Source organism: Streptomyces sp. NPDC043878 (assembly GCF_056435735.1).
Genome location: NZ_JBWKDW010000030.1, coordinates 66,483 through 83,424 on the forward strand (window position 1 = coordinate 66,483; position 16,942 = coordinate 83,424).

Consider the following 16,942-nt stretch of genomic DNA (forward strand, 5'->3'; position numbering starts at 1 on the left):
GGTGAACCCGGCGCTGAGCGTGTCACCGCTCACCGGGCGGAGCGGCCTGCGGGTGGCCGGAGAGGTCGGCCTCGCGACGCAGCCGATCTGGGAAAGCGCGTTGGAGCGCGCCGTGCGCGAGGACGAAGACGTGTACCACTTGGAGTTGTCTGCCGTGACTTTCGTCGATGTCGCAGGCGCCGGTGCGCTCGCGGCCGCCGCCCAGCGGCTCCCGGACGGTCGGCGTATCGTGCTGAACCGGCCACCGGCCACCCTGCGAAGGGTCCTGGAGATCTTCTGGCCCGAACTGCCGGCGATCGAGGTGTCGATGTCATGAGTGCCACGGCCCGCCCCTTCGACGCCTTCGAGTCCGGTGCCCCGAGCGGTGCCGGCGGTCCGGACGGCTCCGCCCTCCCCGGCGGCTCCGCCGACTCGGACGACACCGCCGACCCCTTCTACCATCCCGCCCTGTTCTACGGGGACGAGCACGAGTACGTCACCGCCACCGCCTCCTTCGTGCGGGCCGGACTCGCCGCCGGTGAGCCCGTCGCGGTGGCCGTTCCCGGGGAGAACCTCCGGCTCATCCAGGACGAACTGGGCGACGCCGGCGACGGCGTGCGGTTCCTCGACATGCGGGAGGCCGGGCGCAACCCCGGCCGGATCATCCCCGGCGTGCTGCTCGCCTTCGCCGACGCCCAGCCGGCCGGCCGCCGGGTGCGGATCATCGGCGAGCCCATCTGGGCCGGCCGTTCGGAGACCGAGTACCCGGCCTGCGCCCAGCACGAGGCGCTGATCAACGCGGCCTTCCGGGGCCGGGCGATGAGCATCCTGTGTCCCTACGACACCCGCCGCCTCGACGCCCGCGTGCTCGCCGACGCCCGCGCGACCCACCCCACCCTGGTCCTCTCCGGTTCCGGGGAACGACAGGACAGCGCCGCCTACGACCCCGCGGACGTCATCGCCCGCTACAACGAGCCGCTGCCGCCCGTGCCGGACGGCCTGTCCGTGTCGTACGACGCGGACTCGCTCACGCAGGCCCGCCACCTCGCCGCCGACGAGGGCGGCCGGCTCGGGCTCGCGGGTACCCGGCTCCAGGACCTGACGCTCGTCATCGCCGAGCTGACCACCAACAGCGTGGTGCACGGCGGCGGTTCGGGCACGGTACGACTGTGGTCCGAGGACGGGTACGTGCTGTGCGAGGTGCGCGACAAGGGGCGGCTCACCGATCCGCTCGCCGGGCGCCGGCCACCGGCCCGCGAGCAGCGCGGCGGGCGCGGACTGCTCCTGGTCAACCTCGTCTCCGACCTGGTGCGGGTGCACTCGGACGCGGACGGCCTCACCGTGCGCTGCTGGTTCGGCCTCTGACGGCGCCATCGTGGGGTGGCCGTTGGGTCTGCGGTGCCGGTCGGGCCGGTGACGGCACCAGCGTGCGCTGCTGGTTCGGCTCCGACGGCACCATCGCGCGGTGCACGTTCGCCCTGTGACGGCACGGCACGGCAGAGCGACGGCGGCGGGCCGCGACGGTGTGCGGGAGAGCCGGGAGGCCGGTGGGTCAGGTGGCCAGCGGGGCCAGTACGAGGGGTCCGATCCGGCCCTCCAGCATGGCGCCCAGCCCCTGTACGGCGCACACGTCGGGCCGTTCGGCGATGTGCACCGGCATGCCGGTGGCGTGCCGCAGCATCTGGTCCAGGCCGGGGAGCAGGGCGCTGCCGCCGACCATCATGATCCCGCGGTCGGCGAGGTCGGCCACCAGGTCGGGCGGGCAGTCCCGCAGCACCCTGCCGATGCCGTCGAGCACGGCGGTCAGCGGGGTCTCGATCGCGTCGCGGACGGCGGCGGTGTCGACCCGCACGGAACGGGCCAGGCCGGTGGCCACATCCCGCCCGTGGATCTCCGTGGAGGCGGGACCCAGCGGGGTGAGGCCGTTGCCGGCGAGGGCGAGCTGGAGCGGCCGTACGGACTGGCTGGGCAGCATCAGTTCGTGTTCGTGGCGCAGATGCTGCACGATCGCGTGGTCCACGGCCTCGCCGCCGACGGGGATGCGTTCGGCGGTCACGATGGAACCGAGGGACAGCACCGCCACCTGGGTCGCGGCGGCCCCGCACACCATGATCATGGTCGCTTCGGGGCGCTCGACGGGCAGTCCGCACCCGACGGCGGCGGCGATCAGCGTGTCCACGAGTTCGACCCGACGGGCGCCGAGGCCCACGAGCGTCTCGATCGCGGCGCGCTGGGCCAGCGGGTCGGCGTCGTGCGGGGTGCAGGCGGCGGCCCGCAGCCGGGGCTTGCGGCGCAGGGAGCGGCGGATCTTGTCGCCGAGCAGGTGCCGCAGCATGCGCTGCGCCATCTCGATGTCGACGACCGTGCCGCCGGAGACGGGCCGGACCACGCGGATGTAGTGGGGGGTACGCCCCGTCATCTTCTCCGCGAACTCGCCCACCGCGATCAGCGCGCCGGTACGGGTGTTCACGGCGGCGGCCGACGGCTGGTCGACGACGAGTCCGGCGCCCTTGACGTACACCCGCGTCCTCGCCGCTCCCAGGTCTACGGCGAAATGGCAGCGGCGCAGCTGCTCCAGACTGGCGGTCATGGCAGGTCCTCCCGAGTGCGCAGACCGTGGGGGCCGCCGAGCGGCGGGCCTCTTGGGAATCGTGCGGCGACGGGGAGAGGGGCGCGCGCTGGGAGGGGCCGGGCGGGGGGCCGCTGAACGGGGGCTTCCGTCAAGCATGTGCTTTCTGGGTTTCGGACAAGGGACCGCCGGTTCACGGAAGGCGGGCAGGTGGGAGGCCGGGTGTGGAAGGCGAGCGCGTGGGCGGCGGGCACGCGGGAGGCGGGAAGCGGGAAAGCCTTGCGCCCCGCCTGGTCCGCCCGGTCTCTCACCCGGTGTCCCCGCCGTCGGCCTCTCCGCCCCTGACGCCCCGGATCACGCCCAGCTCCACCAGGTCCTGCGGGCGGACGCGCAGGTGGTCGGCGGTCGCCTCCACCTCCTGCGGTGGGCGCTTGAGGATCGCGGCGGCCGACTCGGGGGCGATGACGGAGAAGTAACTGTCCGGCGTTGCCCAGGTGTTGCCCGGCGCCGCCAGGGCCAGCGCGCCGCCCGAGCCGCCCTCGCCGATCACCAGCGTGGTGACCGGCGTGCGCGCGGCCGCCACCGCGCCGAACAGGTCCGCGATCGCGGCACCCGCGCCCTGCCGTTCCGCCTCCGCGTCGTTGGCGGCGCCCGGGGTGTCCACCAGGGTCAGCACCGGAATGCCGAGCCGGTCCGCGAGACGGATCAGCCGGGCGGCGGTGCGGTACCCGGCGGGGCGGGTGGCGGTCCCGGTCTGCGCGGCGAACGCGACCGTCCGCCCCTCGTGCTCGCCGAAGCCGCAGAGCATCCCCGCGTCGGTGCCGCCGCACCGGTCGCCGCCGATCGCGGCCCGGTGTGTGAAGTAGGCGTCCAGGTACCGCTCGGCCCGTGGCCGCCCGGCCGAACGGGCGCGCAGCACGGCCTCCCACCCGGTGCGGGGGAGCCTGTCGGCACCGGCACCGGCACCCGCTTCGGCAGCGGCACGGGCTTCGGCATCGGCTTCGGCGGTACCCGTCTCCGGGGTGCCGTCCGGCTCCCCGGTGCCGTCGGGCGTGCCACCCGGGCCGGTGCCGTCGGGCGTGCCAACCGGCCCGGTGCCGGGAGCCGCCGACCCGGCGTTCCCCGCCGCCGTGGCCTGCGGCGCAAGGGCCGCGGGGGCGGGGGCCGGGGTCTGGGACAAGGACGTCAGGAGTCGCAGCCAGCGGCCCAGGGTGGGGCGGAGGTGCTCCGGGGGGACGACCGCGTCGGCCGCGCCCGCCGCCACCTGCGCCTCGGCCGTGTACGCGGCCGGGTCCGCGTCCGGTGGGCGGACCCGGGAGCCGGCGAAGCCGACCTGGACCCCGGGCAGGGCGAGGACGATGTCGGCCCCCGCGCCGAGGGTGGCCCAGCCGCCGCCCGTCGTCGGGTCCCGCAGCACCGCGATCTGCGGCAGGCCGGCCTCCCGGGTGAGCGCCGACTGCCGTGCCACCCGCTGGAGTTGGGTGAGGGCGAGCATGCCCTCCTGCATCCGGCTGCCGCCGGTGGCGACCAACGGGACGACGGGCAGCCGGTGTTCGCGGGAGTGGGTGTACGCCGCCTCCAGCCGGTCGCCGGTGCGTTGGCCGAGGGAGCCGCCGAGGAAGCCGAACTCGAAGGCGATCAGGACGGCCCGGGTGCCCTCGACGCTCGCGGTGCCGCAGACGACGGACTCCGTCTCGCCGGTGCGGTCGGCGGCTCGGGCGCGTGAGGCGTCGTAACCCGGCCAGGACAGCGGTCCGTCGGGCGCGGACTCCCGCGCGGGGTAGGGCAGTTCGGTGAAGGTCGAGGCGTCGGCGACCAGGGCGATCGTCTCGCGGGCGGAGCGGCGGTCAGTCATGGCTCAGCGCCCGCTTCATGATCTTGCCCATGTCGTTGCGGGGGAGGGCGTCGAGGAAGTGGACCACCCGGGGGCGTTTGTGCGGGGCGAGACGGGCCGCCACATGGTCGGCCAACTCCCCTGCCGCAGGCGCTTCCCCGGGGTTCTCGGGGACGATCCAGGCGACGACCCGCTCGCCGAGGTCGGCGTCCGGCTCGCCGGTGACGGCGGCCTCCCGCACCCCGGGATGTTCCAGCAGCGCGTTCTCGATCTCACCGGCGCCGATCTTGTAACCGCCGCTCTTGATCAGGTCGGTGGCCTTGCGGCCGACGATCCGGACGTAGCCGTCGGGATCGCGCACCGCCATGTCCCCGGTGCGGAACCAGCCGTCGGTGGTGAACGCGGCCGCGGTCGCCTCGGGCCGGTTGAGGTAGCCGCTGAACAGGTGGGGCCCGCGCACCTGGATCTCGCCCACCGTCTCGCCGTCGTACGACGTGATGGGCGCCCCGTCCTCCTCCACCAGCCGCAGCTCCACGCCGGGCAGCGGCACGCCGACGGTGCCGGCGCGGGGCTCGCCGTCCGCGCGGACACTGGTGTTCATGAGCGTCTCCGTCATGCCGTACCGCTCGATCACCCGCCGTCCGGTGGCCGCCGTGATGCGTTCGTGGTCGTGCACGGGCAGGGCGGCCGAGCCGGAGACGAGCAGGCGCGCGCCGGCCAGCGCCCTCGCCAACTCCGGTTCGGCGGGCAGGGCCTGGGCGATCCGGTGGTACATCGTCGGCACCCCGAACAGCATGGTCGCGCCCGCGCCGAGCTCGCGCGCCACGCCCTCGGTGTCGAACCGGCCCAGGTGACGCACCGAACCGCCGCGCCGCAGCGGGCCGAGGACGCCCAGCACCAGTCCGTGCACATGGAACAGCGGCAGCGCGTGCACGAGCACGTCGTCGCCGGTCCACTGCCAGGCGTCGGCGAGCGCGTCCAGGGTGGTGGCGACGGCCCGCCGGGGCAGGACGGCGCCCTTGGGCGGGCCGGTGGTGCCGGAGGTGTAGACGACCAGGGCGGGGTCGGTGTCGTCGGCCGCCCGGTCGTCGGGGACGGGACCGGTGGCCCGCACGTCCACGTCGATCCGTTCGAAGTGCCGCAGGGCGGCGGGGAGTTCGTCGCCGGGTGCGGCCAGGACCGCCGTCGGGGCGCTGTCGGACAGGATGTGCCCGAGTTCCTTCTCGCCCGACCTCGGGTTCAGCGGCACGACGGCCACCCCGGCGAGCAGCGCGCCGACGACCCCGACGGCCGTCTCCAGCGAGGGGGTCGCCCAGACGGCGACGCTCCCCCCGTCTCGACCGCGCCCGAGCGGGGGGACACCCGTGACACCCCCGATCCGTCCGCCGACGGCACCGGCCGCCGCCGCGAGCCGCGCGTAGGTCAGCGACCGGTCGCCGAACCGCAGGGCGACCACGTCACCCGGATCGCCCGTCAGGGCCGGAAAGAGGGAGGTCACGCGGCGCACTCCTCGATGTCGGGGTCGGGCCTGGAACAACACCCAGTTCCTACACCAGCGGAAGCGTCATCCAACGCCCCGCCGACTTGACGCTCGTCACGTCCCCCCGTCCACCGTCCCGGCAGCACGGCCGCGGCACCCCCTCAACAGCCGCCCGGCACCGCGTACCGGGTGCCGACCAGCGTGCTCAGGTCGGGAGCGAGCCGCAGCTCCGTGGCCCGGAGCGCCGGGTGCTCCAACCAGAACCGGCGCGCCCGGTCGGGGCGGCCCTCGTACAGCGGGGGCCAGGTCGTCGCCGGTGTGAAGTCGTCGACGACGACCGTGCCGCCCGGGGCGAGCAACCGCTCGACGGGGGCCGCGCGGTCACCGTCGGTCTTGCCCTGCCCACCGCCGTCCAGTACGAGCAGGTCGTACGGCCCGCGCTCCCCGATCCGTTCCCAGTCGCCGGTGAGCACCTCGACGTCGGGCCGGTCCGCGAACACGCCGGCCGCGACGCGGGCCCGCTCCGCGTCCCGCTCGACGCCGACCAGCCGTACGCCCGCGCCGGCGCCCGAGGCGAGCCAGGCCAGCCCGACGCCGAAGCCCGTACCCGTCTCCCCGACGTGTCGCCGGGCGCCACCGGCCAGGGCGTGCAGCAGGCGGCCCTGTTCGGGACGGCAGGAGTGGGGGAAGCAGTGGGCGCGGGCGGCGGCGAGCGCCCGCTCGACGAGCGGGGGCAGGTCGGTCACGCCGTCGTACGCGTCGGTTCCGGAGATCGCCACGCGACCGATCCTGCCGCCCGCGCCCTGCCGGACGGGCCGGTTCCGGAGTCGCCGAATCGCCCGCGTCCCGTCGGACGGGCCGGTTCCGGACTTGCCGGGTCGCCCGCGTCCCGTCGCGGGTCGGTTCCGGACTTGCCGGGTCGCCCGCGCCCTGCCGGACGGGCTGGTTCCGGACTTGCCGGGTCGCCCGCGCCCTGCCGGACGGGCCGGTTCCGGACTTGCCGGGTCGCCCGCGCCCGACCGGACGGGGTTCGCTCCCCCTCGCCCGCCGCCCGTGGCAGAGGTGTCGTCAGGCCGCCCCCCTCTCCACCACGTCCGCCACCACACAGCTCACGTTGTCCGGGGCGCCGGCCTCCGTGGCGGCGGTGGTCAGGGCGTGGACCGTTTCGGCGGGGGCCCGGGTGGTGGACAGGACGTGGCGGATGCGGTCGTCGGGGACGACGTTCGACAGGCCGTCCGAGCACAGGAGGTAGCGGTCGCCGGGGTGGGCGTCGTGCAGACGGAGGTCCGGCGGCACGGAGGTGCCGTCGCCGGTCAGGGCCTTCAGGAGGAGGGCGGGGCGGGGGTGGGTCACGGCCTCCTCCGCCGTCAGCCGGCCCTCGTCGATCATCGACTGGAGCACGGTGTGGTCGTGGGTGATGCGGAACAGGCCGCCGTCCCGCAGGAGATAGGCGCGCGAGTCGCCGATGTGGACCAGCGCGAGACCGGAGCCCGTCCACAGCAGGGCGGTCAGGGTGGTGCCCGCCTCGGCGGTGCCCCGGGCCGCGACGCGTACCGCCTCGGTCGCGCCGTGCACCGCGTCCTGGAGCACGTCGAGGACGTCCCCGGCCGGCAGGTCCCGCGCGTCGAGGAAGCGGAGGGCCTCCACGGCGGCGCTGCTCGCGGGCCCGCCGTCGGGCCCGAAGCCGTCGGCGACGGCGAGCAGTCGCCTTCCCGCGTACGCCGTGTCCTGGTTGGCGGGGCGGACCAGACCCGGGTCCGAGTGGGCGGAGTAACGCAGTTCCAGCATGCTGGTGTCCTTCCTCGGTGCTGCCGTCAGCTGGTGGACGAGGAACGCGGCGAGATCCCGCCGGGCGGCCGTCTCCGCCTCGACCCGCGCCCAGTAGGCGCGGACCTCGCGGGCGGCGGCCGCCGGAGGCAGGGCGCAGACGTCACGGATGCGGGCCAGTGGCATGCCGATGCGCCGCAGCCACGCCACCAGACGGGCCCGCTCCAACTGCTCGACCGCGTAGTACCGGTATCCGTTGTCGGGGTCGACCCGTGCCGGACGCAGCAGCTCCAACTCGTCGTACAGCCGCAGCGCCTTGGGCGACAGGCGGGACGCTCTCGCGAAGGCGCCGATCGTCAGCCACTCCATGGGTGCTCCGTCCCCTCCCGCGTTTCCCCGGCCTTCGTTCCTCGCCACCGATGCTCGGGCTTCACCGAAGGGGAAGGTCAAACGGGTTGTCGTGGTTGCGGGGGTGGCGGTTAGCCTGCCGGGGCAGCCGACCGTACGACCGACCGAGAATGGAGCCGCCGTGCCCCGCGTCGCCCTCGTCACCTACGACCCGCGTCCGGAACCCAGCCGGGACGCGGACCTGCCCGTGCTGGTGCGGGCCCTGCGGGAGGCCGGCGCCGAGGCGGACGCGGTGTGCTGGGACGACGCCGGCGCGGACTGGGCCGCCTACGACCTCGCCGTCATCCGCTCGACCTGGGACTACAGCTGGCGCGCGGCCGAGTTCACGGCGTGGACGGAACGCTGCGGCAAGCTGACACGGCTCGCGAACCCGCCCGGGGTGGTGCGCTGGAACACCGACAAGCGGTACGTCGGTGACCTCGCGGCGGCCGGGATCCCCGTCGTCGCGACCAGCTTCCTCGCTCCCGGCGAGACGGCCGACCTCCCCGTAGACCACGAGTACGTCATCAAGCCGACCTCCGGCGCGGGCGCCCGCTACGCCGCCCGCTACACGCCCGACCAGCACGACACGGCCGTACGACACCTCGCGCGGATGCACGCGGAGGGGCTGACGGCGATGATCCAGCCGTACATGAGGAGCATCGACACCGGCGGGGAGCGGGCCCTGCAGTTCTTCGGCGGCGAGCTGCTGCACGCCAGCCGCAAGCGGGCCGTGCTGTCCCCGGGCACCGCCTTCGACGCGGACAAGGTCGCCCACCCCGGCCTGGAGCGCTGGACGCCGACCCCGGCCGAACTGGCCGTGGCGCGGGACGCCCTGGCCGCCGTACCGGACGCGCCGGAGCTGCTGTACGCCCGCGTCGACCTGGTGGACGGCGAGGACGGCGCGCCCCGGGTGATGGAGCTGGAACTGGTCGAGCCGAACCTCTTCCTGTTCCTGCACCCCGAGTCGGTGCCGGTCGTGACCGGGGCGATCCTGACAGCCGCCGCTCGCTGACCCGGCTCACCGGCCGCCGCTCACCGGCCGCCGCTCGGCACCCGGCGCTCGCTACTCGCCGACCGCCGTCCGCTGGAGCAGCCCCCAGGTGAACTCGGCGGCCACCTTCCGCCGGACGCCCTCCCCGTCCGGTGCCGTGAACGCCAGTCCCCAGCGGGTCGGGGCCGTGCCCTCCAGGGGGCGGGCGGGGGCGAAGGCGCGGGCGGCCTCGTCGACCACGCAGGACCACGGGGTCAGGTCGTCCAGGGTGCGCAGGTCGGGGGCGGGCGAGCCGGGCGCACGGACCAGCCACTCGTTCCAGACCGCCCCGTTCGGCGCGAGCAGCACCTCGAACCTCAGGTCCGGCCAGAGGGGGAGCGGCCACTGCCACGCCTCGCAGTCCAGGTCGCCGACCGTGCGGGCGGTCACCGACTCGGGCGCGCCGAGGACCGAGCGGTACCGCGAGGCGGCCGCCCGCGCACGCGGGGAGCGCAGCATCGCCTGCCACCGCTTGTTCGCCTCCCGCATGTCCGCGAGCGAGGCGCCGAGGCTCCGGCGGGCGTCCTCCACCAGGTCCGGGTTGTGGTCGGCCATGCGGCGCAGCAGGACGAGCTGGAAGTCGGGGACGGTGAAGGGCCCGGAGGGTCCCGAGGAGCGTTTCGCGGAGGACGGCATGCGAGCCATCGTCGCGCATCGACCTCCGTCCCCGGGCCCGCGCCCTCCTATGTCTCCGGGCCTGCGCCCGCGCCCCAGGAGCTGATCGACGAACCCGACCGCCGGTTCGAGCGGGAACACGTGTTCAGGGCGCAGCGGCTGCGCGGGCGACTGGGCGGCACCTGGGGTTGAGGCCAGGCGAAACGGTACAAAGCGGTTGACGAATCACCCGTAGTCACAGGTGGTGCACGCGCGCCCATTGCCCGGACATACCGCGATGACTAGCCTGTGTTCGTCATGCCGATCGTCTGTTGAAATTTCGAACACAGGCGCTTAATCCCAAGGGAGGGGGCCGGTCGTGGGACGCTTGGTACCTGCCGTGACCCGGGCTCTCGACATTCTCGAGCTCTTTCTCGACGGGGACGGGACGCTCTCCGCCCCCGACATCGTGCGGCGGCTGCAGCTCCCGCGCACCACCGTGCACGAGCTGGTCACCACACTCGCCGCCCGGTCGTACATCGTCCAGGTGCCCGGCCAGCCCGGACGTTACCGGCTCGGAGTACGCCCGTACCAGCTCGGCAGCCGCTACGCCGAGCAGCTCGACCTCGCCGCCGAGGGCCAGCAGGTCGCCCGCTCGGTCGCCGAGACCTGCGACGAGACCGTACACGTGGCGATACTCGAGGGCACCGACGTCATCTACATCGCCAAGGTCGACTCCACCCACGCGGTGCGCATGGTGTCAGCGGCCGGCCGGCGGCTGCCCGCCCACTGCACCTCCGTCGGCAAGATGCTGCTCGCCTCCCTCCCGGCTCCCGAACTGGCCGCGCGCATCCCCGACGACAGCGCGCTCATCGCGATGACCCCGAACAGCATCACGGAACCCGGCGCGCTGCGCGAGGCCCTGACGGAGATCAGGCAGCGGGGCATCGCGGTGGAGAGCCGCGAGTCCAACCCGGACGTCTCCTGCGTCGCCGCCCCCGTGCACGACCGCACCGGCCGGGTCGTCGCCGCGCTGTCCATCTCCGTGCCCATGATCCGCTGGAGCGACGAGCGCCGCGGCGAGCTGGAACAGCTCGCCGCGAAGGGCGCGGTCGAACTATCCGAGCGCCTCGGCCACCGGAGCGTGGGATGACCATCGAAGTGGCGGTACGGGCCGAGGCGGCCCTCGGCGAGGGCCCGACCTGGGACGCGGACGCCGGGCGGCTCGTCTGGATCGACATCCTCGCCTCCCGGGTGCACACCTACGACCCGGCGTCCGGCCGGCGCACGGTCCGGGTGACCGGCCAGCACGTGGGCGCTGCCAAGCCGCGCGCGGGCGGCGGACTCGTCCTCAACCTCCGCGACGGGGTGGGCCTGCTCGACGCCGACGGCGAGGGCTTCCGGTGGCTGCACCGCGAGCCCGTCCCCGGCCGCCGTGCCAACGACGCCGCCGTCGCGCCCGACGGTTCGCTGTGGACCGGCACCATGCGCTACGACGAGGCGCCGGGCGGCGGCACCCTCTCCCGGGTCACCGGTGACGGCACGGTCGAGGTGGTCCTCGACGACGTGACCGTCAGCAACGGCACGGGGTGGAGCCCCGACGGCCGGCTGATGTACTACGCCGACTCGCCGACCCGCCGCGTCGACGTCTTCGACTTCGTGGACGGACGGCCCGTCGGCCGGCGCCCGTTCGCGCGGATCGAGGACGGCGCCGGCTTCCCCGACGGACTCACCGTCGACGCCGACGGATGCGTGTGGGTGGCGTTGTGGGACGGCGGTGCGGTGCGCCGCTACACCCCGGCCGGCGCACTGGACCGGGTGATCGAACTGCCGGTCCCGCGTGTCACCGCGTGCGCGTTCGGCGGCGCCGACCTGACCGACCTGTACATCACCACCGCCCGCGCGGGCCTCACGGCACCGCACCCGATGGCAGGCTCACTCCTGGTCGTCCCGAACGCGGGCAAGGGCCTGTCCCAACGGCCGTTCGCGGGCTGAGGGGCCGGGGGAGGCGGACACCGGGCCCCGGGGCACGGGCGCGCCGATCCCCGACCGGTGCCCCGCCGGTGTGGGGGCGGCCGGCCGCGGCGCCGCGTGTCGAACGCCGTCGGCGCCGGGGCGTGGGCTTGTCGTTCGCCGACCGGTGCCCCTCCGGTGGGGGGCGGATGGCTGCGGCGGCCCGCGGGTGCCGGTCGTCTCGCCGGCCCCCGCCGGGTCACGGCAGGCCCGCCGCCTTGCGTTCGGCCGGGGTCAGAGGGGGTTCCGTCAGGGGTGGTCTGAGGGGGCCGGTCGCGGCGGCCAGCAGGATGCGGGGGGCGAGCAGGACCTCCGGGCCGCGCTCCAGGGACATCACGTCCGTCACCTTGCGGGCGACCCGTCCGTTGCCGGTGGCCGTCAGGGTCAGCCGGTCGACGTAGGCCGCCAGTAGCCGCTCCCACCGGGTGGGCCCGGCCTCCGTCGCGCCGGGGAAGAACACGTCCTGTCCGACGGCGAGGTCCCACGCCGCCCCGGCCGGCCGGGCGACCGCCTTCTGCAGCCGCCGGGACAGCCCCGGCGAACCCCAGCCGTGCCGCCGTACGACGTCCCGCAGGGCCACCGCCTCCTGGGCCGCCACCGACATGCCGTGACCGTAGGCCGGGTTGAAGGCGGCCAGCGCGTCGCCGACGACGGCGAAGTTCTCCGGCCACACCGGCATCCGCTCGTAGAGCCAGCGCCGGTTGGCGGTCGAGCGGGTGAACGTCACCTCGGACAGCGGCTCCGCCCGGGCGGTCAGCTCGGACAGGATCGGGTGCCGCAGCTCCTCGCGCGCCCACCGGTCGAAGTCGGCGGTGTCCGCGGACGGTTCGCCGCCGCGCGTGCCGAGCAGGGTGACCAGCCACTGCCCGTCCTCGACGGGCATCAGCACACCACCGCGCCCCGGCCCGCCCGCCCGCGGATCGGCCATCACGGTGACCACCGGGAAGCCGTCCCTGGCTGCCTCCGGCGCACGGTACAGGCGGCTCGCGTAGGCCAGACCCGAGTCGACCTCCCGCCGCCCGGGCTCGGGCAGCCCGAGGTCCGTCAACCAGCGCGCGGCCCGCGAGGCACGCCCGGTGGCGTCGACGACCAGACCCGCGTCGAGGACGCGTTCGGTGCCGTCGTGCGCCCGGATCCGGACCCCGGTGACACCGGCGTCCGTCCCCTCGACGCCGAGCACCTCCGTCCGGTCGGCCAGTTCCACCCGGTCGTGCGCGAGGACCTGCGCCCGCACGGTCGCGTCCAGCAGGTCCCGCCCGCACAGCAGCATGAAGTGCGACTCGTCCCAGCGCCGGTACCAGCCCTTCGGCGACAGCGCCACCATGTCCGTGGTGACGGGCAGCCGGTGCGCGCCCGCCTCCCGCAGGCGTTCGGTGACACCCGGCAGCAGGTCCTCCAGGGCCCGCGCCCCGCCGGACCACAGCTGGTGGACGTGCCGCGCCTGCGGCAGCCCCCTGCGCGGCTCCGGGCCGGCCGGCAGCGCGTCACGCTCGACCACGACGACCCGCTCGGCGACCGAGGCCAGGGCACGGGCGGCGAGCATGCCGGCGAGGGAGCCGCCGAGGACGACGGCGGTGGCGGGGCGGTCACTCATGTACGGGCACGCTCTCTGCGGGGGCGGCCGCACGGGTGCGGACCGCCGCGATCTCGTCGGGGTGGCGGAGGGCTCGGGACACGGCCGCGATCTCCTGGAGCAGGTCCGTCGTGTCGGGGTCGCCGCAGCCCTCGCTGTCCGGCACGCGCCGCCCGGCCTCCACCGCGTCCTGGACGGCCACGGCGGCCGCCAGCGCCTTCGCCCGGTCCGGCGTGAAACCGAGGGCGAGCGCCGCGGCGTACGACCGCCGGCGCCGGTCCTCGTCGAGGTGCCGGGCCAGCGGCAGCAGCACGTCGCGGATGAACGTCTCCCGGCGGATCAGGCGCAGTTCGGGCGTGGCGTGCAGGACGAGGGGCACGCCGCCGCCGTTGGCGGTCCGCATCAGCACGTACAGCGGCCGCAGTTCGTGGTGGGCGAGCCGGACCCGCCACCGGTCGTGCAGGTACTGGCCGGCGTGCGGAAGGATGAAGCCCACCGCGATCAGGATGGCGGACAGACAGGCGACCGGCGGGGCCAGGTCGGTGCTCAGCCAGTCCGGGGCGTGGCCGGTCCAGCGGGCCACGACGGCGGTGAGCTTGGCCGCGTCGAAGACCAGGTTCATCGCGTAGCCGATGCCCAGCAGCTTCAGGCCCCAGCGCAGCCAGGCGTCGAGCCCGTCGGTGCGCACCCAGTTCCAGATCAGCCGGGAGGTGATGAGGACGGCCACCGTGTGCGCGAGCAGGTAGAGCAGGATCTCCTCGCGCATGAAGGGCGTCGAGGCGTAGTAGGTGTCCAGGTCCCGGACCCGTTCCACGGGCGCGTCCGCGGCGGCGAACAGCGCCCACAGCGCGACGATCACGCCCGAGTACAGCGTGACGACCCGGCGCATGGCCCGGCGGGTGGCCGCCGTGCGGTCGGCCAGGCCGTTGCGCCAGGCGATGATCAGCAGCAGACAGGACCCGCAGAACGCGGTGAGCAGGGAGTACACCAGGGGGGCCGCGATGTTCGGCACACCGGTGACCCGGTTGGTCCAGGCGATCGTGGACGGCGCCGCGAACACGAACACGAAGCAGGCCAGCAGCAGCAGTCCGCCGACCGCGCGCAGCAGCGGGTCCTTCCACAGCCGGATGATGGTGGGCAGCTTGATCACCAGGGCCGAGGTGAGGATCGCGGCCGGGATCCAGAAGGAGATGTAGAACTCGTCGAGGACACCGGCGGGGCTGAGTGCCAGGCCGGTGGGTCCGGGGGCGGGTGTCACCGTGTCGTCCTTCCACGTCCGCGGTAGCCGAGGGCCCGTTGGAGCGGGTCCACGGGCGGGTCCGCGGCTTCACCGGACACCAGGGCCCGGCAGACGCTGGCCAGGCGGTGGCCGAAGTCGTCGGCCTCGGCCTCGTCCCGCTGGCGGGAGCCGTCCCGGGCGGCCACGGTGAGCGCGACGCCCTTCCAGCCCGGCTGGTCGGCGAGCGCGTGTGCGGCCGCCGTACCGGCCCGGTGGTGGTGGCCGTGGCCGGCGTGCATGTGCCACAACTCGTGTCCGAGGATGACCACTTGCTGCACAGCTTCAGCCCGTTCCTCGACGATGATCAGGTCGAAGTCCTGGAACTCCACCCACAGGCCGGTCACTTCGATCTCGTCCGGGAACCGCTCGAAGCGCAGCTCGACGGGTCGTCCGCCGCGTCGGGCGCTCATCTCCTCGCACAGCGCCCGGCACAACTCCCGTACGTCGGACGGCGGTCGGGGTCTGGCCCGCAGCACGGCGGCGAGGTCGGCGGCGAGACCGCGCATCGCGGGGGCGCCCTGTGAGCGCCGCAGCGCAGTGGCGATCCGGGCCGCCGTCCCCCGCGCGCCCGCGATGTCCATCGTGTCCCCCGTTCACGTCCACCGCTGCCCGGCCGGTCGTCGCCGCCCGGCGGGTCGTTCGAGAGTACGCGTCCGGATGTGTTCGCGTCATGTGATCCGGCGACCGTTGTTCAACGAGGAACGACCGCTGACCGATCACCGCGGGGACGGTAATCGGTCATCTGTCACCGGCCGGTCGGGGCACCTCCGGGCGGCTCGACTTCCGCCCGCCCCATTGACGTGCGCGCCCCGCCACCCTACCGTCCGTTCGACCCTACGGGCGAGACCCGAAATCTCGAACAGTTCCGGCCAGGCAGGACTTACGGACGAACCGACCCCCGAAAGGAAAAGATGCGCACCGCCCGCTTCACCCTCGACCCCGCGTTCACCGTCGGCGAGGTCGACCCGCGACTCTTCGGCTCCTTCGTCGAACACCTCGGCCGCTGCGTCTACACCGGCGTCTTCGAGCCGGACCACCCCACCGCCGACGAAGCCGGCCTGCGCACGGACGTGCTGGAGCTGGTCCGCGAGCTCGGCGTCACCACCGTCCGCTACCCCGGCGGCAACTTCGTCTCCGGCTACAGGTGGGAGGACTCCGTCGGCCCCGCCGAGGACCGCCCCCGCCGCCTGGACCTCGCCTGGCGCTCCACGGAGACCAACCGGTTCGGCCTCTCGGAGTACATCGGCTTCCTGAAGAAGATCGGTCCGCGGGCCGAGCCGATGATGGCGGTCAACCTCGGCACCCGCGGCGTCACCGAGGCCCTGGAACTCCAGGAGTACGCCAACCACCCCGGCGGCACGGCCCTGTCCGAACTGCGTGTCACGCACGGCGACAAGGAGCCCTTCGGCATCAGGCTCTGGTGCCTCGGCAACGAGATGGACGGCCCCTGGCAGACCGGCCACAAGACCGCCGAGGAGTACGGCCGCCTCGCCGCCGAGACCGCCCGCGCCATGCGCCAGCTCGACCCCGGCGTCGAACTGGTCGCCTGCGGCTCCTCCAACCAGGCCATGCCCACCTTCGCCGCCTGGGAGTCGACGGTCCTGCGGGAGACCTACGACCTCGTCGACCACATCTCCCTGCACGCCTACTACGAGCCGGCCGACGGCGACCTGGACTCCTTCCTCGCCTCCGCCGTCGACATGGAGTCCTTCATCGAGAACGTGGTGGCCACCTGCGACCATGTGGGCGCGCGGCTGAAGTCGGCGAAGCGGATCAACCTGTCCTTCGACGAGTGGAACGTCTGGTACATGTCCCGCTGGGAGGAGCAGGCCAGGGCCGCCGACCCGGCCGACTGGCCCGAGGCCCCCCGGCTCCTGGAGGACAACTACAGCGTCCTGGACGCGGTCGTCCTCGGCTCGCTGCTGATCGCCCTGCTCCGGCACGCCGACCGGGTGAAGATCGCCTGCCTCGCCCAGCTCGTCAACGTCATCGCCCCGATCATGACCGAACCGGGCGGCCCGGCCTGGCGGCAGACGACGTTCTACCCGTTCGCCCAGACCTCCCGGTACGGCCGCGGCCGAGTCCTCGACGTCCGCGTCGACTCACCGACGTACGAGACGCGCAGGTACGGCGAGACGGACCTGCTGCACGCCACCGCGGTCCGCGCCGAGGACGGCACGGTCACCGTGTTCGCCGTCAACCGCTCCCGCACCGACGCGCTGCCGCTCGAAGTCGCCCTGCCCGCCCTCGGCCTGTCCTCCGTGGTCGAGCACAGCGTGCTGGCCGACGCCGACCCGGAGGCCCGCAACACCCTCGCCGAGCCGGGGCGGGTCACCCCGCACCCGGTCGAGGGGACGAGCCTGACGGACGGCGTCCTCACCACCGTTTTGGCACCGCTGTCCTGGAACGTGATCCGGCTGGCGTGACAGGACGC

The 16,942-nt window shown here is 74.4% G+C and carries 15 protein-coding genes; 6 read left to right on the plus strand and 9 right to left on the minus strand.

Annotated features, from left to right (window positions below):
• Position 1: 1 nt before the first annotated feature.
• Entirely contained in the window at positions 2-316 is a 315-nt protein-coding gene (locus AC07AZ_RS32515) for an STAS domain-containing protein (RefSeq protein WP_478854150.1), read from the plus strand.
• Positions 313-1,344, plus strand: a complete 1,032-nt coding sequence (locus AC07AZ_RS32520; protein WP_478854152.1) for an anti-sigma factor RsbA family regulatory protein — start codon at positions 313-315, stop codon at positions 1,342-1,344. Before AC07AZ_RS32515 ends, AC07AZ_RS32520 begins: the two co-directional genes overlap by 4 nt.
• 187 nt (positions 1,345-1,531) lie before the next feature.
• Here the strand turns inward: AC07AZ_RS32520 and AC07AZ_RS32525 are convergent, their stop codons facing one another.
• The 5 genes from AC07AZ_RS32525 to AC07AZ_RS32545 all read right to left on the minus strand — a co-directional run bounded on the left by AC07AZ_RS32525 (position 1,532) and on the right by AC07AZ_RS32545 (position 7,998).
• Positions 1,532-2,569, minus strand: coding sequence for a rod shape-determining protein (locus AC07AZ_RS32525; RefSeq protein ID WP_478854154.1), 1,038 nt, complete (start codon positions 2,567-2,569; stop codon positions 1,532-1,534).
• 286 nt (positions 2,570-2,855) lie between these two features.
• Positions 2,856-4,403 (minus strand): carboxyl transferase domain-containing protein, encoded by a 1,548-nt coding sequence (locus AC07AZ_RS32530; protein ID WP_478854156.1) that lies wholly within the window; start codon positions 4,401-4,403, stop codon positions 2,856-2,858.
• Positions 4,396-5,880, minus strand: coding sequence for an acyl-CoA synthetase (locus tag AC07AZ_RS32535; RefSeq protein WP_478854158.1), 1,485 nt, complete (start codon positions 5,878-5,880; stop codon positions 4,396-4,398). The genes AC07AZ_RS32530 and AC07AZ_RS32535 overlap by 8 nt, the downstream gene beginning before the upstream one ends.
• Positions 5,881-6,023: 143 nt before the next feature.
• Positions 6,024-6,641: an O-methyltransferase gene (locus tag AC07AZ_RS32540; RefSeq protein WP_478854160.1), complete on the minus strand. Its 618-nt coding sequence runs from the start codon at positions 6,639-6,641 to the stop codon at positions 6,024-6,026.
• 289 nt (positions 6,642-6,930) lie between these two features.
• On the minus strand, positions 6,931-7,998 hold the full coding sequence (locus AC07AZ_RS32545) for a MerR family transcriptional regulator (protein ID WP_478854162.1): 1,068 nt from the start codon (positions 7,996-7,998) through the stop codon (positions 6,931-6,933).
• Between the two features lie 160 nt (positions 7,999-8,158).
• Here AC07AZ_RS32545 and AC07AZ_RS32550 point away from each other — a divergent pair, with 160 nt between their 5' ends.
• Positions 8,159-9,031 carry an ATP-grasp domain-containing protein gene (locus tag AC07AZ_RS32550; RefSeq protein ID WP_478854164.1) on the plus strand — a complete coding sequence of 291 codons (873 nt, stop codon included), beginning with the start codon at positions 8,159-8,161 and terminating at the stop codon, positions 9,029-9,031.
• Positions 9,032-9,082: 51 nt separating this feature from the next.
• Here the strand turns inward: AC07AZ_RS32550 and AC07AZ_RS32555 are convergent, their stop codons facing one another.
• Positions 9,083-9,694, minus strand: coding sequence for a hypothetical protein (locus AC07AZ_RS32555; RefSeq protein WP_478854166.1), 612 nt, complete (start codon positions 9,692-9,694; stop codon positions 9,083-9,085).
• 328 nt (positions 9,695-10,022) lie between these two features.
• Between AC07AZ_RS32555 and AC07AZ_RS32560 the strand changes: the two genes are divergently transcribed.
• A complete protein-coding gene (locus tag AC07AZ_RS32560) occupies positions 10,023-10,796 on the plus strand; it encodes an IclR family transcriptional regulator (protein WP_478854168.1) in 774 nt (257 codons plus the stop codon).
• Complete coding sequence (locus tag AC07AZ_RS32565; RefSeq protein WP_478854170.1) at positions 10,793-11,638, plus strand: SMP-30/gluconolactonase/LRE family protein; 846 nt, start codon at positions 10,793-10,795, stop codon at positions 11,636-11,638. The genes AC07AZ_RS32560 and AC07AZ_RS32565 overlap by 4 nt, the downstream gene beginning before the upstream one ends.
• A gap of 217 nt (positions 11,639-11,855) precedes the next feature.
• Here AC07AZ_RS32565 and AC07AZ_RS32570 read toward each other — a convergent pair whose 3' ends face one another.
• The 3 genes from AC07AZ_RS32570 to AC07AZ_RS32580 are packed head-to-tail and all read right to left on the minus strand — an operon-like array spanning position 11,856 to position 15,089.
• Complete coding sequence (locus tag AC07AZ_RS32570; RefSeq protein ID WP_478854172.1) at positions 11,856-13,250, minus strand: FAD-dependent monooxygenase; 1,395 nt, start codon at positions 13,248-13,250, stop codon at positions 11,856-11,858.
• The gene (locus tag AC07AZ_RS32575; RefSeq protein ID WP_478854174.1) at positions 13,243-14,487 is read right to left on the minus strand and encodes an MAB_1171c family putative transporter; all 1,245 of its coding nucleotides are present in this window, start codon (positions 14,485-14,487) and stop codon (positions 13,243-13,245) included. Before AC07AZ_RS32575 ends, AC07AZ_RS32570 begins: the two co-directional genes overlap by 8 nt.
• Positions 14,484-15,089 (minus strand): toxin-antitoxin system, toxin component family protein, encoded by a 606-nt coding sequence (locus tag AC07AZ_RS32580; RefSeq protein WP_478854176.1) that lies wholly within the window; start codon positions 15,087-15,089, stop codon positions 14,484-14,486. Before AC07AZ_RS32580 ends, AC07AZ_RS32575 begins: the two co-directional genes overlap by 4 nt.
• A gap of 330 nt (positions 15,090-15,419) precedes the next feature.
• Here AC07AZ_RS32580 and arfA point away from each other — a divergent pair, with 330 nt between their 5' ends.
• Positions 15,420-16,934 carry an arabinosylfuranosidase ArfA gene (gene arfA / locus AC07AZ_RS32585; RefSeq protein WP_478854178.1) on the plus strand — a complete coding sequence of 505 codons (1,515 nt, stop codon included), beginning with the start codon at positions 15,420-15,422 and terminating at the stop codon, positions 16,932-16,934.
• Positions 16,935-16,942 lie beyond the last annotated feature (8 nt).

What these genes read in the sequence shown, in the direction of transcription:
- AC07AZ_RS32520 (WP_478854152.1), top strand. Translation starts at nt 313, where the DNA reads ATGAGTGCCACGGCCCGCCCCTTCGACGCCTTCGAGTCCGGTGCCCCG.
- AC07AZ_RS32525 (WP_478854154.1), bottom strand. Translation starts at nt 2,569, where the DNA reads ATGACCGCCAGTCTGGAGCAGCTGCGCCGCTGCCATTTCGCCGTAGAC.
- AC07AZ_RS32530 (WP_478854156.1), bottom strand. Translation starts at nt 4,403, where the DNA reads ATGACTGACCGCCGCTCCGCCCGCGAGACGATCGCCCTGGTCGCCGAC.
- AC07AZ_RS32545 (WP_478854162.1), bottom strand. Translation starts at nt 7,998, where the DNA reads ATGGAGTGGCTGACGATCGGCGCCTTCGCGAGAGCGTCCCGCCTGTCG.
- AC07AZ_RS32555 (WP_478854166.1), bottom strand. Translation starts at nt 9,694, where the DNA reads ATGGCTCGCATGCCGTCCTCCGCGAAACGCTCCTCGGGACCCTCCGGG.
- AC07AZ_RS32565 (WP_478854170.1), top strand. Translation starts at nt 10,793, where the DNA reads ATGACCATCGAAGTGGCGGTACGGGCCGAGGCGGCCCTCGGCGAGGGC.
- AC07AZ_RS32570 (WP_478854172.1), bottom strand. Translation starts at nt 13,250, where the DNA reads ATGAGTGACCGCCCCGCCACCGCCGTCGTCCTCGGCGGCTCCCTCGCC.
- AC07AZ_RS32580 (WP_478854176.1), bottom strand. Translation starts at nt 15,089, where the DNA reads ATGGACATCGCGGGCGCGCGGGGGACGGCGGCCCGGATCGCCACTGCG.
- arfA (WP_478854178.1), top strand. Translation starts at nt 15,420, where the DNA reads ATGCGCACCGCCCGCTTCACCCTCGACCCCGCGTTCACCGTCGGCGAG.